The 18259-nt window shown below is 66.3% G+C and carries 15 protein-coding genes; 12 read left to right on the forward strand and 3 right to left on the reverse strand.

Annotated elements, in window-relative coordinates; genetic code table 11:
• The first annotated feature begins 1 nt into the window (after position 1).
• The 8 genes from BJA_RS16555 to BJA_RS16590 all read left to right on the forward strand — a co-directional run bounded on the left by BJA_RS16555 (position 2) and on the right by BJA_RS16590 (position 9166).
• A complete protein-coding gene (locus BJA_RS16555; RefSeq protein WP_011086122.1) occupies positions 2-1036 on the forward strand; it encodes an ABC transporter permease in 1035 nt (344 codons plus the stop codon).
• Positions 1033-1881 (forward strand): ABC transporter permease, encoded by an 849-nt coding sequence (locus tag BJA_RS16560; RefSeq protein WP_011086123.1) that lies wholly within the window; start codon positions 1033-1035, stop codon positions 1879-1881. Before BJA_RS16555 ends, BJA_RS16560 begins: the two co-directional genes overlap by 4 nt.
• Positions 1878-3548 (forward strand): nickel ABC transporter ATP-binding protein NikE, encoded by a 1671-nt coding sequence (nikE, locus tag BJA_RS16565; RefSeq protein ID WP_011086124.1) that lies wholly within the window; start codon positions 1878-1880, stop codon positions 3546-3548. The genes BJA_RS16560 and nikE overlap by 4 nt, the downstream gene beginning before the upstream one ends.
• Positions 3549-3690: 142 nt before the next feature.
• Positions 3691-5295, forward strand: coding sequence for an ABC transporter substrate-binding protein (locus BJA_RS16570; RefSeq protein ID WP_011086125.1), 1605 nt, complete (start codon positions 3691-3693; stop codon positions 5293-5295).
• A 17-nt stretch (positions 5296-5312) separates the two neighbouring features.
• A complete protein-coding gene (locus BJA_RS16575; RefSeq protein ID WP_011086126.1) occupies positions 5313-6254 on the forward strand; it encodes an ABC transporter permease in 942 nt (313 codons plus the stop codon).
• On the forward strand, positions 6251-7174 hold the full coding sequence (locus BJA_RS16580) for an ABC transporter permease (protein WP_011086127.1): 924 nt from the start codon (positions 6251-6253) through the stop codon (positions 7172-7174). The genes BJA_RS16575 and BJA_RS16580 overlap by 4 nt, the downstream gene beginning before the upstream one ends.
• A gap of 19 nt (positions 7175-7193) precedes the next feature.
• Positions 7194-8183: an ABC transporter ATP-binding protein gene (locus BJA_RS16585; RefSeq protein WP_038966002.1), complete on the forward strand. Its 990-nt coding sequence runs from the start codon at positions 7194-7196 to the stop codon at positions 8181-8183.
• Positions 8180-9166, forward strand: coding sequence for an ABC transporter ATP-binding protein (locus tag BJA_RS16590; RefSeq protein ID WP_011086129.1), 987 nt, complete (start codon positions 8180-8182; stop codon positions 9164-9166). The genes BJA_RS16585 and BJA_RS16590 overlap by 4 nt, the downstream gene beginning before the upstream one ends.
• Before the next feature lie 2 nt (positions 9167-9168).
• Here BJA_RS16590 and BJA_RS16595 read toward each other — a convergent pair whose 3' ends face one another.
• From BJA_RS16595 to BJA_RS16605, 3 genes are all read right to left on the reverse strand, one after another.
• Positions 9169-10113, reverse strand: a complete 945-nt coding sequence (locus BJA_RS16595; RefSeq protein ID WP_011086130.1) for an acetamidase/formamidase family protein — start codon at positions 10111-10113, stop codon at positions 9169-9171.
• Positions 10114-10117: 4 nt separating this feature from the next.
• On the reverse strand, positions 10118-11536 hold the full coding sequence (locus BJA_RS16600) for a cytosine permease (RefSeq protein WP_038966001.1): 1419 nt from the start codon (positions 11534-11536) through the stop codon (positions 10118-10120).
• 289 nt (positions 11537-11825) lie between these two features.
• A complete protein-coding gene (locus BJA_RS16605; RefSeq protein WP_051000287.1) occupies positions 11826-12320 on the reverse strand; it encodes a MarR family winged helix-turn-helix transcriptional regulator in 495 nt (164 codons plus the stop codon).
• 181 nt (positions 12321-12501) lie between these two features.
• Here BJA_RS16605 and BJA_RS16610 point away from each other — a divergent pair, with 181 nt between their 5' ends.
• The 4 genes from BJA_RS16610 to BJA_RS16625 are packed head-to-tail and all read left to right on the forward strand — an operon-like array spanning position 12502 to position 18211.
• Positions 12502-13779, forward strand: coding sequence for an amidohydrolase/deacetylase family metallohydrolase (locus BJA_RS16610; protein WP_011086133.1), 1278 nt, complete (start codon positions 12502-12504; stop codon positions 13777-13779).
• A 9-nt stretch (positions 13780-13788) separates the two neighbouring features.
• Positions 13789-16182, forward strand: a complete 2394-nt coding sequence (locus tag BJA_RS16615) for a xanthine dehydrogenase family protein molybdopterin-binding subunit (protein ID WP_011086134.1) — start codon at positions 13789-13791, stop codon at positions 16180-16182.
• Positions 16179-17015, forward strand: a complete 837-nt coding sequence (locus tag BJA_RS16620) for an FAD binding domain-containing protein (RefSeq protein WP_011086135.1) — start codon at positions 16179-16181, stop codon at positions 17013-17015. Before BJA_RS16615 ends, BJA_RS16620 begins: the two co-directional genes overlap by 4 nt.
• Positions 17012-18211, forward strand: a complete 1200-nt coding sequence (locus tag BJA_RS16625) for a xanthine dehydrogenase family Fe-S subunit (RefSeq protein ID WP_011086136.1) — start codon at positions 17012-17014, stop codon at positions 18209-18211. The genes BJA_RS16620 and BJA_RS16625 overlap by 4 nt, the downstream gene beginning before the upstream one ends.
• Positions 18212-18259 lie beyond the last annotated feature (48 nt).

The raw sequence follows: 18259 nt of genomic DNA on the forward strand, positions 1-18259 counted from the left end.
GGTGATGACCGGTCTTGGCGCAACGATGATCCGGGCGGGCAGGCGGCTTCTGTCGTCGCTGCCGGCGCTGTTCGGTGTGCTGGTCTTCACCTTTCTTCTGATGCGCGTTCTACCCGGCGACCCCGCGGTGTTCTTTGCCTCGGGGCCCAACGCCGGCAAGGAGGAGATCGAGCAGATCCGCAAGCAGATGGGGCTCAACAGGTCGGTGCCGGAGCAGCTCGTGTTCTACCTCTCAGACATCGGCCACGGCAATCTCGGCCGCTCCATGATGACCGGGCAGCCGGTGCTGAAGGATCTGCGCGAGCGGCTGCCGGCCTCGCTCGAGCTCACCTTCACGGCACTGCTGATCGCGCTGATCGCGGCGGTGCCGCTCGGCGTGGCCGCGGCGCTGCGGCCGGGATCGATCGTCGATCACGGCGTGCGGCTGTTCTGCGCGCTCGGCGTCTGCGTGCCGACCTTCGTGTCGGGCCTGCTGCTGATCTACGTCTTCTACTACCTGCTCGGGCTCGCGCCCGATCCCACGGGCCGGATTGACGTCTTCACCTCGCTGCCGCCGCAGCGCACCGGCTTCCTCTCGATCGATTTCCTGCTCGCAGGAGATTTTGAAGGCTGGTGGGCAGCTTGCAAGCAGCTGGTCCTGCCGGCGGTGAGCATGGCCCTGTTCGTGATCGCGCCGCTGGCGCGGATCACGCGCGCCTCGATGCTGGTTTCGCTCGGCAGCGATTTCGTGCGCACCGCGCGCTCTGTCGGGCTGTCGTGGCGCAAGGTGGTCGTCACCTATGCGCTGCGCAATGCGATTCTCCCCGTCATCACCATCGCCGGCATCGTATTCTCGACCATGCTGGGCGCCAATGTCCTGGTGGAGAAGGTGTTCTCCTGGCCGGGCGTTGCTTCCTACGCGCTCGATGCGCTCTTGTCCTCCGACTATGCGCCGGTGCAGGGCTTTGTGCTGCTGATGGCCAGCCTCTTTGTGCTGGTCAATCTCGTGGTCGATGTCTGCTACGGCATCGCCGATCCCAGGGTGTCGATCGAATGACCAGCGCAACCCTCCGCCATTCGGTCTGGATCCTGCGCGGCAATCCGCTTACGGCCGTCGCCGCGGCCGGCGTCTTTCTGTTCGTCCTGCTCGCGATCTTCGGCCCCTGGATCGTGCCTTACGATCCCGTGGTCTCCAATGTTTCGGAAGCGCTGCAGCCGCCGAGCGCAGCCCATCTCGCCGGCACCGACCAGCTCGGGCGCGACGTGTTCAGCCGCCTCGTGATCGCGGCGCGGCTCGACCTTGCCATCGCGGTCTCCGCGGTCGGCATCTCCTTCGTGATCGGTGCCGTTGTCGGCTCGTTCTGCGGTTATGCCGGCGGCAGGCTCGACCGGGGCGTCGGCCGCTTCGTCGACGTGATGATGGCCTTTCCGCTGTTCGTGCTCGCCATGGCCATGGTCGCAGCCCTCGGCAACCGCATCGAGAACATCGTGATTGCGACAGCGATCATCAATCTTCCGTTCTACATCCGCTTCGCCCGCGCCGAGGTGAACGTCCGCCGCAATGTCGGCTGGGTCGAGGCCGCGCGCGCCTGCGGCGAGAGCCATTTCTCCGTGGTGCTGCGTTTCCTGCTGCCGAACATCCTGCCGGCGATGGCGGTGCAGATCTCGCTCAATCTCGGCTGGGCCATTCTCAATGCCGCGGGCCTTTCCTTCATCGGTCTCGGTGTCAAGCCGCCGACGCCGGAATGGGGCATCATGGTCGCGGAAGGCGCGCGCTTCATCTCGACCGGACGGTGGTGGCTGGTGGCCTTCCCCGGCCTTGCGCTGATGCTGGCCGTGCTCTGCTTCAATCTCCTCGGTGACGGGATGCGGGACATTCTCGATCCCCGCATGCGCACATGAGCAAGGAACTGCTCAGGATCGACGACCTCCACGTCTCGTTCTCGACGCGGCGCGGCATGGTCGAGGCCGTGCGCGGGGTCACGCTCACCGTCGAAGCGGGCGAGATGCTCGGCCTCGTCGGCGAGAGCGGCTCGGGCAAGTCGGTTACGGGGTTCGCAACGACAAGGCTGCTCGATGCAGCCGGCCGCGTCACCGGCGGCAAGATCCTGTTTCGCGGGCAGGACGTGACAAAACTCCGGGGCGACGATCTCCGTCAGCTCCAGGGCGCCGCGATGTCCATGATCTTCCAGAACCCGCGCGCGGCGCTCAACCCGATCCGGGCGATCGGCTTGCAGATCGCAGACGCGATCCTCACCCACAAGCGCATCTCGAAGGACGCCGCGCGCGCCGAGGCGCTGGAGCTGCTGCGTGCGGTCCAGATCCGCGACCCCGAGGCGCGGATGAATGCCTATCCGCACGAGCTCTCCGGCGGCATGTGCCAGCGCGTGATGATCGCGATCGCGATCTCCTGCAATCCCGCACTGCTGATTGCCGACGAGCCGACCACCGGCCTCGACGTCACCACGCAGAAGGTGGTGATGGATCTTCTGGCGGACATCGCCGCCGCGCGCGGCATGGCGACGATCCTGATCACGCACGATCTCGGGCTCGCGGCGCGCTACTGCCGTCGCATCGCGGTGATGGAGCGCGGTCGCATCGTCGAGGAGGCCAGTCCCAGGATTCTCTTCACCACGCCGCAGCACGCCTACACCAGGCGCCTCGTTGCGGCATCGCCGACCGCGACGTCCCGGATCGAGGATCTCGTGACGGAGGAGGAGCGGGAAGGCTACGCGGCGGTTGTCAACATGCCGAGGCAGGAGCCCGCGCACGGTACGCCGCCGCTGCTGGAAGTGCGCAAGCTTGCCAAGCGTTTCGATCAGGGCTCCGCGGCGGTCGCGGATTTCTCGATGACGATGGCCGGCGGCGAGAGCGTCGGTCTCGTCGGTGAGTCCGGCTCGGGCAAGAGCACGACGTCGCGGATGATCTGCCGCCTGATCGATCCGAGCGAAGGCGACATCGTGTTCGACGGGCAGTCGATCGGTCATGTGGCGTCGCGTGATTTTCACCGCTCGTCCTTGCGCAAGGACATTCAGATGGTCTTCCAGGACCCGAACGAGAGCCTCAACCCGCGCTTCACCGCCTTCGACTGCATCGCCCATCCCCTGATGCGGCTCGACGGCATGCGGACGGGCGACGCGCTGCGCGCGCGGGTCGAGGAATGCGCGGAGCGCGTGGGGCTGCCGCTCGATCTCTTGCCGCGCTTCCCGCACCAGCTCTCCGGCGGCCAGAAGGCCCGCGTCGGCATCGCCCGCGCCATCGCCTGCCGGCCCCGGCTTCTGGTGCTGGACGAGCCGACCGCCGCGCTCGACGTCTCCGTGCAGGCGGTGGTGCTGCAACTGCTCGATCGCTTGCGCCGCGAGAACGACATCGCGCTGCTGTTCGTCAGCCACGATCTCAACGTGGTGCGCATGCTCTGCGATCGCACCATCGTGCTGCGCAATGGCGGCATCGTGGAACAGGGCGAGAGCCGGGCGCTGTTCGACAATCCGAAGACCGACTACACGCGCAAGCTGGTCGAGGCGATCCCGCATATCGAGACCGGGCCGACGCTGGCGGCGGCGCTTTGAGGTCTCGATCGACCCAAAGTCACGATGAGATCCCGCTGGCGAAGGCCTGGTTACTGGCATACCATTTGCACGCCAATGGGCTTCGGTTTCACTGCTCTTGGCCAATGATTGGCCGGCATCACGGCATTACTGGGAGGACTTCATGGACCGCAGGACCGTATTGAAGGGACTGGCTGGCGCAAGCGGCCTGGCATTGACGGGCGGCCTTTCGGCCCCGGCGATCGCCCAGGGTGCCGCGGCGCGTACCCTGCGCTTCGTGCCGCAGGCCAATCTCGCCAATTTCGATCCGATCTGGGGCACGCAATATGTCGTGCGCAACGCTGCGGCGCTGGTCTGGGACACGCTTTACGGCATCGATTCCTCGCTCCAGCCGCAACGCCAGATGGTGGAGTCCGAGGAAGTCACCGACGACGGTACGACCTGGACGTTCAAATTGCGGCCGGGGCTCAAGTTCCATGACGGCGAGCCGGTGCTGAGCAAGGACGTCGTCGCGAGCCTTACGCGCTGGTCGGCGCGAGATCCGATGGGGCTCATGATCAAGGCGCTTCAGCAGGAGCTGACGGCCGTCGACGATCGCACCTTCAAATGGGTGCTCAAGCAGCCCTTCCCGAAGCTGCTCTACGCGCTGGCCAAGAACAACTCGCCGTGCGCCTTCATCATGCCGGAGCGCATCGCGCAGACCGATCCGTTCAAGCAGATCACCGACTATGTCGGCTCCGGGCCGATGAAGTTCGCCAAGGGCGAATGGGTGCCCGGCGCGAAAGCGGTGTTCGAGAAGTTCGCCGACTACGCGCCGCGGCAGGAGAAAGCGTCGTGGCTGGCCGGCGGCAAGCAGATCATGGTTGACCGCATCGAATGGATCGTGATGCCGGATCCGGCGACCGCGGCCGCCGCCTTGCAGAACGGCGAGGTCGACTGGTGGGAAAGCCCGATCGCCGACCTCGTTCCGGTCCTGAAGAAGAACAAGAACATCAGCGTCGACATTGGCGATCCCCTCGGCAATGTCGGCTCGTTCCGCATGAACTTCCTGTATCCGCCCTTCAACGACGTGCGGGCGCGGCGCGCGGTGCTGATGGCAATGAGTCAGGAAGACTACATGCGCGCGATCGTCGGCGACGACACCGCGTTGTGGAAGCCGCTGCCCGGCTATTTCACGCCGGATACGCCGCTCTATTCCGAGGCGGGCGGCGAGATCCTGAAGGGCAAGCGCGATCTCGACGCAGCCAAGAAGCTGCTCGCCGAGAGCGGTTATTCCGGCCAGCCCGTGACGTGCCTCGTGGCGCAGGACCAGCCGATCACCAAGGCGCAGGGCGACGTGACCGCGGACCTCCTGAAGAAGCTCGGCATGAATGTCGATTTCGTCGCGACCGACTGGGGCACGGTCGGCTCGCGCCGTGCACAGAAGACGCCGCCGGGACAGGGCGGCTGGAACATGTTCCACACCTGGCATGCGGGCGCGGACTGCATCAACCCTGCGCCGTACACCGCCATTCGCGCCAACGGCGACAAGGCCTGGTTCGGCTGGCCCACCAGCCCCGGCACCGAAAAGGAGGTCGCGTCCTGGTTCGAGGCCAAGAACCTCGATGAGGAGAAAGCCGCCATCGGCCGCCTCAACAAGGCGGCGCTCGATGACGTCGTCTACGCGCCGACCGGCTTCTTCCTGAGCTACACCGCGTGGCGCAAGAACGTCTCCGGCATTACCAAGGGGCCGCTGCCGTTCTTCTGGGGCGTGTCGAAATCCGCATGATCGCGCGCTGAGGCCAGATGCTCTCCTACATCCTCCGTCGCATCGTCGCGACCTTGCCGGTGATGGCAATCGTCGCGCTGTTCGTGTTCAGCCTGCTTTACATCGCGCCGGGTGATCCGGCCGTGGTGATCGCGGGCGATCAGGCGAGCCCGGAGGATGTGGAGCGAATCCGCCAGAGCCTCGGTCTCGACCGGCCGTTCCTGATCCAGTTCGGAAGCTGGGTCTGGCGCATCCTGCACGGCGATCTCGGCACCTCGATCTTCACCAATCTGCCGGTCTCGACGATGATCGGGCAGCGTCTCGGACCGACGCTGTCGCTGATGATCGTCACGCTGCTGCTCACCATCGTGGTCGCGGTGCCGCTCGGCGTGGTGGCGGCGTGGAAAGCCGGCAGCCTGATCGACCGCGTCATCATGGGCTTTGCCGTGTTCGGCTTCTCGCTGCCCGTCTTCGTGGTCGGCTACATGCTTTCCTACATCTTCGCGCTCGAACTGGAATGGCTGCCGGTGCAGGGCTACACGCCGCTTGCCCAGGGCTTTTGGCCCTGGCTGGAGAACTTGATCTTGCCGGCGGTCGCGCTGGGCTGTGTCTACATCGCGCTGATCGCGCGCATCACCCGCGCCACCATGCTCGAAGTGCTGCAGCAGGACTATATCCGCACCGCGCGGGCCAAGGGCCTCGGGCAGGGCGGCATCCTGTTTGTTCACGCGCTGAAGAACGCGGCGGTGCCGATCGTCACCGTGATCGGGATCGGCATCGCGCTCCTGATCGGCGGTGCCGTCGTCACGGAAAGCGTGTTTGCGATTCCCGGCCTCGGCCGGCTCACGATCGATGCGATCCTGCGCCGCGACTATCCCGTCATCCAGGGGATCGTGCTGCTGTTCAGCTTCGTCTACGTCCTCGTCAATTTGATGATCGACGTCATCTATACGCTCGTTGACCCGAGGATTCGCTATTGACCGACACCACCGTCAACCCGCAATCGCTCCCGGCCGGTCTAGTCCTCGCGCCGCAACTGCCGGAGATCCTTCGGCCGGTCAAGATCCGGCGCGGCTTCATCGGCTTCCTGCGCGGTCATCCGACGGTCGCCATCGGCGGTGCGCTGCTGCTGACGCTGGTCCTGATCGCGATCTTCGCGCCTTATCTCGGAACGGTCGATCCGACCGCGCTCGCGCCAGCCAAGCGCACGCGCGCGCCGTCGGCGGACTACTGGTTCGGCACCGACGTGCTCGGCCGCGACATCTATTCGCGCGTGCTCTTCGGCGCGCGGGTCTCGCTCACGGTCGGCCTGTCGGTTGCGATGTTCGCGTCTGCGGTGGGCCTTGCCATCGGCATCGTCTCCGGCTTCATCCGCTGGGCCGACGGCATCCTAATGCGCTTCATGGACGGCTTGATGTCGATCCCGCCGATCCTGCTGGCGATCGCGCTGATGGCCTTGACGCGCGGCAGCGTCGGCAACGTCATCCTGGCCATCACCATCGCCGAGATCCCGCGCGTCTCGCGCCTCGTCCGCAGCGTGGTGCTGTCGCTGCGTGAGCAGCCCTATGTGGACGCGGCGGTGGCCTGCGGCACGCGCACGCCGATGATCATCCTGCGCCACATTCTGCCCAACACGCTCGCGCCCATGCTGGTCCAGGCGACCTATATCTGCGCCAGCGCCATGATCACGGAGGCGATCCTGTCCTTCATCGGTGCGGGAACGCCGCCCACCATTCCGTCCTGGGGCAACATCATGGCCGAGGGCCGCGCGCTGTGGCAGGTCAAGCCCTACATCGTGTTCTTTCCGGCGGCCTTCCTGTCCGTCACCGTGCTTGCCGTGAATCTGCTCGGCGACGGCCTTCGCGATGCGCTCGATCCGCGCATGGCCAAGAGCCTCTGATGTTGCGAGGCTGATCACGATGGCGCTGCTCGAAGTCGAGAACCTTCAGGCCCACTTCCGTACGCCCAGCGGCATCAACCGCGCGGTCGACGGCGTGTCCTTCCATGTCAACGAGGGCGAGACGCTCGCCATCGTCGGCGAATCCGGCTGCGGCAAGTCGGTGACCTCGATGTCGCTGATGCGGCTGATCCCGGAGCCGCCGGGCAAGATCGCGGGCAGCATCCGCTTTGCGGGCAGGGACCTCCTCAAGCTGTCCGACCGCGAGATGCGCGCCATCCGCGGCAACGACATCTCGATGATCTTCCAGGAACCGATGACGAGCCTCAATCCGGTCCTGACCGTCGGCCGCCAGATCCGCGAGACGCTGATGATCCATCAGGGCCTGGACAAGCAGGCCGCCGAGGCGCACGCGATCGAGATGCTGACGCTGGTCGGCATTCCCGAGCCGAAGCGGCGCGTGCGCGAATATCCACACCAACTCTCCGGCGGCATGCGCCAGCGCGTGATGATCGCCGTTGCGCTGGCGTGCAATCCGAAGCTTCTGATCGCGGATGAGCCGACCACGGCGCTCGACGTGACCATCCAGGCGCAAATCCTCAAGCTGATGCTCGACCTCAAGAGCCGGGTCGGTGCTGCGATCATCCTGATCACGCACGATCTTGGCGTCGTTGCCGAGATCGCCGAGCGCGTCATGGTCATGTATGCTGGCCGCAAGGTCGAGGAGGCGCCGGTCGCCGAGCTGTTTCGCTCGCCCCGGCATCCCTATACGCAAGGTTTGCTCGGCGCCGTGCCGCGGCTTGGTTCGTCGCTGACGGGCACCGCGAGACGGCTGGCCGAGATTCCCGGGCAGGTCCCCGATCTCCGCAAGCCGATCACCGGCTGCGTCTTCGCCGGACGCTGTGCGCTCGCGACCGATCTCTGCCGCCAATATGCGCCGGGGCTCGAGGAGAAGGGCCCACGCCACGTCGCGGCCTGTCATTACGCAGCGAAGGGAGCGGTCGCGGCATGAGTCCTCCTCTGCTCCAGGTCAACGACCTCAAGAAGCATTTTCCGGTCAACAAGGGCCTGTTCGGCCGCAAGTCCGAATGGGTGTATGCGGTCGACGGCGTGTCTTTCGAGATCGCGCGCGGCGAGACGCTGTCGCTGGTCGGGGAGTCCGGCTGCGGCAAATCGACGGTCGGCCGCGCCATCCTGCGGCTGTTCGACATCACTTCCGGGCAGGTGATCCTCGACGGCCAGCGCATCGACGATGCCGCGCCGGCCACGATGCGCCAGATGCGCCGGCGCGTGCAGGTCGTGTTCCAGGATCCGTTCTCCAGCCTCAATCCGCGCATGCGCGTGCGCGACATTCTCGCGGAGCCGATCCGCAATTTCGGCCTCGCCAAATCCGCGGAAGATCTCGAGGTGCGCGTCACGGCGCTGATGGACACCGTGCGCCTGCCGCGCGAGGCGCTGAACCGCCGGCCGCACGAGTTCTCCGGCGGTCAGCGCCAGCGCATCGGGATCGCGCGGGCGCTGGCGGCCGAGCCCGAGCTGATCGTCTGCGACGAGGCGGTCTCCGCGCTCGATGTCTCGGTCAAGGCGCAGATCGTCAACCTGCTCCAGGATCTCCAGCAGAAATTCGGCCTCGCGCTGCTATTCATCAGCCATGACCTCGCCATCGTCGAGCACATGACCCATCGCGTCGCGGTGATGTATCTCGGCAAGATCGTCGAGGTCGCGCCGCGCCGGGAGATCTTTGCCGCGCCGAGGCATCCCTACACCAAGGCGCTGCTCTCAGCGGTGCCGCTGCCCGAGCCGGGCGCCCAGCGCAACCCGATCATCCTCGGCGGCGACGTGCCGAGCCCGATCAATCCGCCGAGCGGATGCCGCTTCCACACCCGTTGTCCATACGTGTTCGACCGTTGTCGCACGGAAGAGCCGGTGCTTCGGACGACTGGACCCGAGCAGTGGGTGGCGTGCCACCTCGACGAGGCACTAGAGGCACCATAAGTTTAGAGGCATGGCATGCGGGATTTCGCCAGCACGCAGTGAATGCCCTTGTTGCCGTCGACCATCTGCGTGACCCGCAGGTCCGCGGCGATCGAGCAGAGCGTATAGGCATCCTGTGCGCCGAGGCCGCTGTGCTCGCGGATCAGCGCGATCATGTCGCGCAGCGCGGCCTTGGCCGCGTCGTCGAGATCCTCGTCAAAGCCCATGGTGATCCAGTCGGACGCCGTCTCGGCGCGGGGCGAGGTGAGGCGGAGATCGCGGCGGACGTGGAATTCGAAGGTGCCGGTGAGCGCCGCCTCGATCGCGGTCAGGCAGACTTCGCCGTCGCCCTGGAGCGCGTGGCCGTCGCCGGCGGAGAACAGCGCGCCCGGCACGAAGACCGGAAAATAAAGCGTGCTGCCGGCACCTAACTCCTTGTTGTCCATGTTGCCGCCGAATGCCCGCGGCTCCTTTGAGGACAATCGGCCCCAGGCGAGCGGCGGCGCGACGCCGAAATTGCCGAAGAAGGGGGAGAGCGGCAGCTCCTGGCCCCAGGGGAGTTTTGCGACGTTGCGCGCGCGGTCCAGCGGAATGTGGATGCGGCGGAACTCGGGGAAATCCTCAGGGAGAGTGCCGAGCGTCGGGACCTGGAGATTCCAGCCCCAATTGCAGCGCAGCTCGATGCTCAGCACGCGCACTTCGAGGACGTCGCCAGGCTCGGCGCCCTCGATGTAGACAGGCCCGGTGAGAAGGTGCGGCCCCGGACCGCGGAAGGCGCTTGCGAGCACCTCCGCATGTCCGGGCACGACGTCAAAACCGAGCGATGGATCGGGCAGGTCGTCCGGCTCGCCCGAGAGCGTCTCGATGGTCACGCGGTCTCCGGATGCGATCCGGAGCACCGGCTTCAGCCGTCCGTCCCAGAGTCCCCACTGGACGTTTCCAGGAGTGGATCGCAGAACGTAGTCCATGCCTTCACCGGCCTGCGCTGCTCGCAACGATCGAGGAGGGCGACGTGACGTGCTTGCCCAGCGCCAGATAGACCAGCCCCGAGACGCCGATCCCGAACAGCCAGCTCAGATCGGCTCCGCCCAGGAGGTTGATCGAGACCGGCCCCTGAAGCGCGCCGACCAGGCCGTCTTCCACCAGCCATCCGGCGACAAGGCCGGCGAAGAACGCGATCATGCCGGCCCAGTTGATGTCGCCATAGGCGCTGGTCTCCGGCGAGCGGTAGAGCTCGGCGACGTCGATCTTGCCCTTCCGCTTGAGGAAGAAATCCGCGAGCACCACGCCGGCCCACGGGCTCATCCACAACAAGAGGCTGATCATCCAGTTGTCGAACGCTTTGGCGAAGGACGGCGCGAAGATGAAATACAGCGTGACCAGATAGCCGGCGACACCGACGATGACGGTGAGCCAGAAGCGCGAGAACTTCAGCCCCGCGCTCAGCGCCGCCAGGGTCGCCGAGTAGACGTTGAGGATGTTGGTCGCGATCGGGCCATGCAGCACCATCAAGAGGACCAGGATGCTGACCGGCCCGCCGAACACCGCGCTGACCATTTTTGCGGGATCGGTGTCCAGCGTGGTCGAGGCGATGGTCGCGCCGAGGATGCCGAGCCAGACCGTCGGCACGAACATACCGACATAGCTGTACCAGAACACGGATTTCGACGGCACGCTTTTCGGCACGAAGCGCGAATAGTCGGAGGCCCAGGTGACCCAGGAAATGCCCCAGCCGACGCCGATCGCCGTCATCAGCAGGGTCAGCATCGCCAGATGCGCGCCCGGCGGCAGCGAGGTCGTGAGGCTCCAGTTGACGACGCCGGGGCGCGTCCAGGCCAGCACGCTCATCAGCACCATGATGGCGATGGTCGGCGGCACCGTGTATTTCTCGAAGGTGCGGATCGCGTAGAAACCGTACACGCCGATCAGGACCTGCGCCGCCATCACCAGCGTGATGATGACGATCTCGATCAGCCAGGTGTCGGGCACGCCGAACTGGCCAAGGATTCCGATCGAAACCTTCACCGGGAAGTAGGTGTTGACGCCGATCCAGCCGAGCGTCATCACGAACATCAGGATGCTGGGCAGGTAGGCGCCGCGGACGCCGAACGCGGACCGGCTCAGCACCATCTGGTTGACGCCGGTCTTGTGCCCCATCACGGTGAAGGTCGCGAAGATCGCGCAGCCGACGATGTTCCCGAGCACGATGACCGCGATCGTCTCCATCAATCCCAGTTTCAGGATGATGCCGAGCGCGCCGAGCGCCCAGTTGACCGGCGCGATGTTGGCGCCGGCCCAGATCCACATCTGCTGCGGTCCAGTCGAGTCCCGGTCCGCATCGGGAATTGGTTCGATGCTGTGAATATCAGCGCGAAGTTCGGAATCCGTCATGACATCCCCCAATACGAAGCACGCTTCGCATTGTTGCAGCATAAATCGTGCCATTGGTTGCACAACCGCCGGAGCAGGGCGTGCGCCGATGCCGGATGCAATAAGGTTTGCGCCGGATTGTCATTGGAAATTCAAGCGTGCCCTGAACTCACGCGCGGGTTCGCCACCGTGCCCGCGAGACGCTGATCTCCTCCGCGCGCTTGCGGGCGGGAGGCAAAAGACGTTGCACGGTCGTGCAGCGGTACGATGATAAATTAAGCAGCCCCACCCAAAAGCGCAGCAGCCGCTTCTAATCGAATAGGGAAGCGGCGCTGTCGCGACTTGGGTTGCCGGCCACGATGCGCTGCATCATTTCGATGAAGAGCGCCTGTTCCCGCTCGCTCAAATCGCCGAGCGTCGCACGATGCGCCCGCCGTGCCGCGCCCTCGATCTTGACCAGAAGCGCCGCGCCGGCCGGCGTCAATCGGCACAGGCGCGCGCGGCGATCGTCCTTGTTGATGGCGCGCTCGACCAGGTTCCGTGCAGCGAGCCGCTTCAGCGCACCGGTCGTCGTGGTCCGATCGAGGGCGATATCGGCCGCCAAAGTGGTCTGATCGGCGGTTTCGCGCACGGCCAGTGCCGAGAGCAGGCTGTATTGCAGCGGCGTGACCTCGAACGCGCCGCACGCTTCCTGAAACAGCGCGACGTGAATCTGGTGCAGCCGCCGGATCAGATAGCCGGGACGTTGCGACAATGGCCAGGGGCGGTGCTTGCCCCCGCTGCGACTTTTCCTGACTTGCCGCAATGCACGCTCTCCCAACCAAAACTCCGTCGCGCTTAGCTCGATTCGAACGCGGCTGCCACCGCCTGATCATGGCATGATGCTTGCTTTTGTCAAAATACGAAGCATACTTCGTATTTAAATGCGAAGCATGCTTCGTAATCCGGGGCGGGGCAACCGCCTGCGCGGGACCGAGGAGAGCGTCATGTCAGTTACTGCCAGCTTCGACCTTCTGCTGCGAGGCGGTCGCGTGATCTGTCCGGCCTCGGGCGTGGACGGCATCAAGGACGTCGCCATCCGGGGCGGCAAGATCGCAGCGGTCGCGGCGGATATCCTGCCGACCAGCGCCAAGGAGGTCGTCGACGTCGGCGGCAAGCTGGTGCTGCCCGGCCTGATCGATACCCATGCGCATGTCTATCAATATGTCTCCGGCCGCTTCGGCATGAACCCCGACATGGTCGGCGTGCACTCGGGCGTGACGACGTTGGTCGATCAGGGCGGTCCGTCCTGCATGACGCTGCCCGGCTTTCGTCATTTCATCGCCGAGCCCTCGGCCTCGCGCGTCTACGCCTTCTTGTCTGCCTATCTCGTCGGCGGACTGGAAGGACATTATTATCCGCAGCTCTATAGCCCCGACGGCGTCGACATCGATGCGACCGTCAAGGCGGCGACGGCCAATCTCGACATCGTGCGCGGCATCAAGGCCCATGCCGAGATCGGTGGCTTCGCGCGCTGGGGCATCCGCGTCATCGAGATGGCGGCGGAGATCGGCAAGCGCGCCGACCTGCCTGTCTATGTCCATTTCGGCCAGCTCTGGGGCCTGCCCGAAAGCGGCGCCAACGGCGAAGATGCCGACACCATCCTCACCCGCGTGATCCCGCTGCTCCGCGAGGGCGACGTTCTCGCCCATCCGTTCACGCGCCACCCCGGCGGCTTCGTCAACCGCGAGGGCGAGGTGCATCCGGTGATCCAGGCGGCGCTCGATCGCGGCCTGAAGGTCGATGTCGGCCACGGCAGCCATTTCTCGTACCGGCTTGCGAAGAAGGCGATCGCCGCCGGCATCATTCCGACCACGCTCGGCGCCGACATCCACGGCTACAACACCCATGTGCCCGCGCCGGCCGGAACGCCCGACGAGCACGAGGACGAGGAGAACCATCCCTTCGCGGGGCAGGCCAAGTTCAGCCTGGTCCAGGCGATGAGCTCGATGATGGCGCTCGGCCTGTCGCTCGAGCAGGTGGTGCCGATGGTCACCTCCAATCCGGCCAAAATGCTCGGCCGCAGCGCGGAGATCGGCGCGCTCAAGGTCGGCATGGACGCCGACGTCTCCGTGCTCTCGGAGAAGAAGGGGCGCTTCATCCTCAAGGACAACGAGCAGAACGAGGTGATCGCCGAGCGCCTGCTTCAGCCGGCCTTCTGCCTGCGTGCCGGCGCGCGCTTCGACGCGGTCGCACCGATCCTGCCGCAGGCCGTCGCGGCGTAAGGCCAGGCGGTGAAGGAGAACGCGGAGTTGCGCAACGAGCGAGAGTTTCCCTCTGGAAGGTCCGGGCAGGGCGTCGGCGCGCGCCTGCCGCGGAAGGAGGATGACCGCCTGATGCGCGGCCGCGGCCAGTTCGTCGCGGACATCAGGCTTGCGGGCCTTCAGGATGCCGCCTTCGTGCGCAGCCCGCTCGCGCATGCACGCATCCGCGGCATCCATGTGCCAGAACGTTATCGCGGCAGTGTGTTCACGGCGGCGGACCTCGTTGGTATCAAGCCAATCCGCGCGGTATCTGGATTGCCGGGCTTCAAGATCTCGGAGCAGCCGGTGCTGGCCTCCGGCAAGGTGCGCCAGGTCGGCGAGCTCGTCGCCATGTGTCTCGCGCCGACGCGGGCCGAGGCCGAGGACATCGCGGCCTCCGTGACGCTGGATCTGGAGGAGCTGCCCGCGGTCTATGACATGCTGAAGGCGCGCGAGCCGGGCTCGGCGCTGGTGCACGAGCATTGGGGCGACAACGTCTTCCTCGAGACCAATTACGAGGTCGACATCTCCTTAGCGCTCGACGCGCCGATCAAGGTGACGCGCGAGATCTCCACCGCGCGGCAATGCATGTCGCCGCTGGAGGGCCGCGGCGTGGTCGCGACCTTCGACCGCCGGCTCGACCAGCTCACGCTGCATTCGGCGGCTCAGATGCCGCACATCACGCGCAGCGGCCTTGCCGAATGCTTGGGCATGGAGGAGGGCCAGATCCGCGTCATCTCGCCCGATGTCGGCGGCGGTTTTGGCCACAAGGGCATTCTGCTGCCTGAAGAGGTCTGCCTGTCCTGGCTGACCATGCAACGCGGCCATCCCGTGCGCTGGACCGAGGACCGCCGCGAGCATCTCGTCGCCAGCTCGAATTGCCGCGAGCATCATTACAAGATCACGGTCTATGCTAACAGCGACGGGACCTTGCGCGGCATCGATTGCGAGGCGACGGTCGATTCCGGCGCCTACTCGTCCTATCCGTTCTCCGCCTGTCTCGAAGCCGCGCAGGTCGCGAGCATCCTGCCCGGTCCGTACAAGATGCCGGCCTATCGCTGCCGCACCTTTTCGGTTGCCACCAACAAATGTCCGATCCTGCCCTACCGGGGCGTCGCGCGCACCGGCGTCTGCTTTGCGCTGGAATTGATGCTCGACCTCGTCGCGGTGGAGGCCGGGCTCGAGCCCGGCGAGGTGCGACTGCGCAATCTGGTGCGCCCCGAACAGATGCCGTTCGACAACATCACCAGGAAGCATTTTGACAGCGGCGATTATCCGGAAGCGATGCGCCGCGCGCTCGCCGCGATCGATGTCGACGCCATTCGCGCGAAGCAAAAGCAGGGCGCAGCGGACGGCCGCCGCATCGGCGTCGGCGTCTCCATCTATTGCGAGCAGGCGGCGCACGGCACCTCGGTCTATTCCGGCTGGGGCATCCCGATGGTGCCGGGCCACGAGCAGGCATCGGCACGGCTGACGCCGGATGGCGGTCTCGAGCTGCGTGTCGGCGTGCATTCGCATGGGCAGGGCATGGAGACGACGCTCGCCCAGGTCGCGCATGAAATGCTGGGAATAGACGTCGCAAAGATCCGCATCATCCTCGGCGACACCGCGATGACGCCCTATTCGACCGGCACCTGGGGCTCGCGCTCGATGGTGATGGCGGGCGGTGCGGTGGCGACGGCCTGCCGCGAGCTCGGCGAACGTGCAAGGCGCATCGGTGCCAAACTGTTGCAGCACGAGCCGGCTTCGGTCGTTTTGCAGAACGGCGAGGTGCGTGGCGTCAACGGCAGCGTTAGTCTGAAGGCGATCGCCCACACCTGGTATCGCCGCCCGCAGGATCTGCCGGCCGATGTCGATCCCGGCGGGCTCGAGGTGACGCAGGGCTACAAGCCCGTGCGCGACAGCGGGACGTTCAGCTACGCCGCGCATGCGGCCGTCGTCGCGGTCGATCCTGATCTGGGCGAGGTGGAAATCCTCGACTACGTGATCGTCGAGGACGGCGGCGTGCTGGTCAATCCGCTGGTGGTCGACGGCCAGATCTATGGCGGTCTCGCGCAGGGCATCGGCACCGCGCTCTACGAGGAGATGCCGTTCGACGCCTCCGGCCAGCCGCTGGCGACGACGCTGGCCGACTATCTGCTTCCCGGCGCGACCGAGGTTCCGGCGGCGCGCCTCGATCACATGGAGACGCCGTCGCCCTATACGCAGTTCGGCGTGAAAGGCATCGGCGAGGGCGGTGCGATTGCCCCGCCCGCCGCGATCGCCAATGCCGTCAACGACGCGCTACGCCCGCTCGGTGTCGAGCTGATGCAGTCGCCGATCACGCCGCATCGCGTCGTCGCGGCTGTGCTGGCCGCTCGCGCGGGCGAAAGGAGCGCGGCATGAAACCGGCGCCCTTCGCTTATGAACGCCCGCGCGATCTCAATTCGGCGCTGTCGATGCTGGCAGCGGCAGGCGGATCGGCGAAGATCATCGCCGGCGGCCAGTCGCTTGGGCCCATGCTCAATCTGCGGCTGGTGCAGCCGGAGCTGATCGTCGACATCTCCGGGCTTGCCGAGCTCAAGCGCGCGGAGGTGTCCGGCGGCGAGCTCGTGCTGGGTGCCCTGGTCACCCATGCCGATATCGAGGACGGCCGCACCGCCGACGTGACGCGTGGCGCGATGCGCGGCGTCGCCGCCAACATCGCCTATCGCGCCGTGCGCAACCGCGGCACGATCGGCGGCTCGCTCAGCCATGCCGATCCCGCCGCGGACTGGTTTTCGGCGCTCGCGGCCTTGGGTGCGCAGGTGACATTGCGCAGTCTTGCCGGTGCGCGCACGATGGCGATCGAGGCGTTTGTCGTCGGTGCGCTGGAATCGGCGCTGCACGCCGGCGAAATCGTCGAGGCGATTCACGTGCCGGCCCGATCGGCCTCCGCGCATTGGGGCTATGCCAAGAGCTGCCGCAAGACCGGCGAGTTCGCCCATGCCATTGGTGCGGTCCTGGTCGACCCGGCCGCCGCCACCGCGCGCATCGTGATCGGTGCGATCGATACAGCGCCGATCGTCGTGACCGATGCCGCCGGGTTGTTCGGCGGCCGGATTGCGGCCGACTACAAGCAGCGTTTCGACATCCGCGTCGCCGATGCGCTTCTGATGAAGGCCGGCATCGACGATGCCGCGCAACGCCATATCCATGTCAGCGTGTTGAAGCGCGCCGTGCTGGGGGCCGCTGCATGAATACGATCGCGCTTCATGTCAATCGCCGTGCGGTGGAGCTATCGGCCGAGCCGCGCACCAGCCTTGCCGATTTCGTGCGCGACAAGCTCGACCTGACCGGCACGCATCTCGGCTGCGAGCACGGCGTTTGCGGCGCCTGCACCGTGCTGCTCGACGGCGTGCCGGCGCGCTCCTGCATCACCTATGCGGTGGCCTGCGAGGGCGCCGATATCACCACGATCGAAGGCCTCGACGAGGACGAGGTCACGACCGAGTTGCGCGCCGCCTTCACCCGCGAGCATGCCCTGCAATGCGGCTATTGCACGCCCGGCATGCTGGTCTCGGCGCGCGACCTGGTGTTGCGCCTGCCTGACGCCGACGAGCGGCGCATTCGCGTCGGCCTCAGCGGCAATCTCTGCCGCTGCACCGGCTATGTCGGCATCGTGCGGGCGGTGCAGTCCGTGATCGAGGCGAGGCGTGCGCGCAACATTGCGCCGCAGGCCGGTGGCGGCCGGACCAGTCTCGGCCCCGCCGGATCGGGGCGAGCCGCATCTGGCCAAATCGAGCCGCGGCCTGCGCGGCAAGCGTTGGTCGCGGCATCAGACAGTGTCGTGCCGGGTACCATTCCCGACTTCACCCCAGCGACCGTTCTCGATCAGCGCTTCTCGCTGCCGTATCCACCGGCGAAAGTGTTCGCGATGTTCGATGATATCGCGGGTATTGCAGCCTGCCTTCCCGGCGTATCGCTCGCGGCGCCGCCAAGGCCCGAGTGTGTCGAAGGCGTGATCCGCGTCAGGCTCGGGCCGATCGCAGCAAGCTTCGAGGGGGCCGCGCGCGTCGAACGCGATCCCGCGACGCTCTCCGGCCGCATCGTCGGCATCGGCACCGACCAGCGCAACCATTCGGCGACGCAAGGCGAAATCCGCTATCGCCTGATCCCGCTCGATGGCGGCGCGGCGACCTCCGTCGACCTGTCGATCGGCTACACGCTCACGGGCATGCTGGCGCAGGTCGGCCGGCCGGGCCTCGTGCGCGATCTCGCCAGACGCCTGGTCGCTGAGTTCGCGGGAAATCTCGACCGCCACATGTCGGGCGCGCCGTCGGGGCAGGCCGCCCCCGCGGAGCTCAGCTTCTGGTCGCTTGCATCAGACGTTTTGCGCGCTCGGCTCGCGCGCATGTTTGGCCGCGTCTTCACCGGAAAAGGTGGCGCGGAATGATCGGCGCGCTCGCGCCGCGGAGTGACGAAGGCTGGACTGCCTAGAGAT

The organism is Bradyrhizobium diazoefficiens USDA 110, assembly GCF_000011365.1.
Taxonomy (GTDB): Bacteria; Pseudomonadota; Alphaproteobacteria; order Rhizobiales; family Xanthobacteraceae; genus Bradyrhizobium; species Bradyrhizobium diazoefficiens.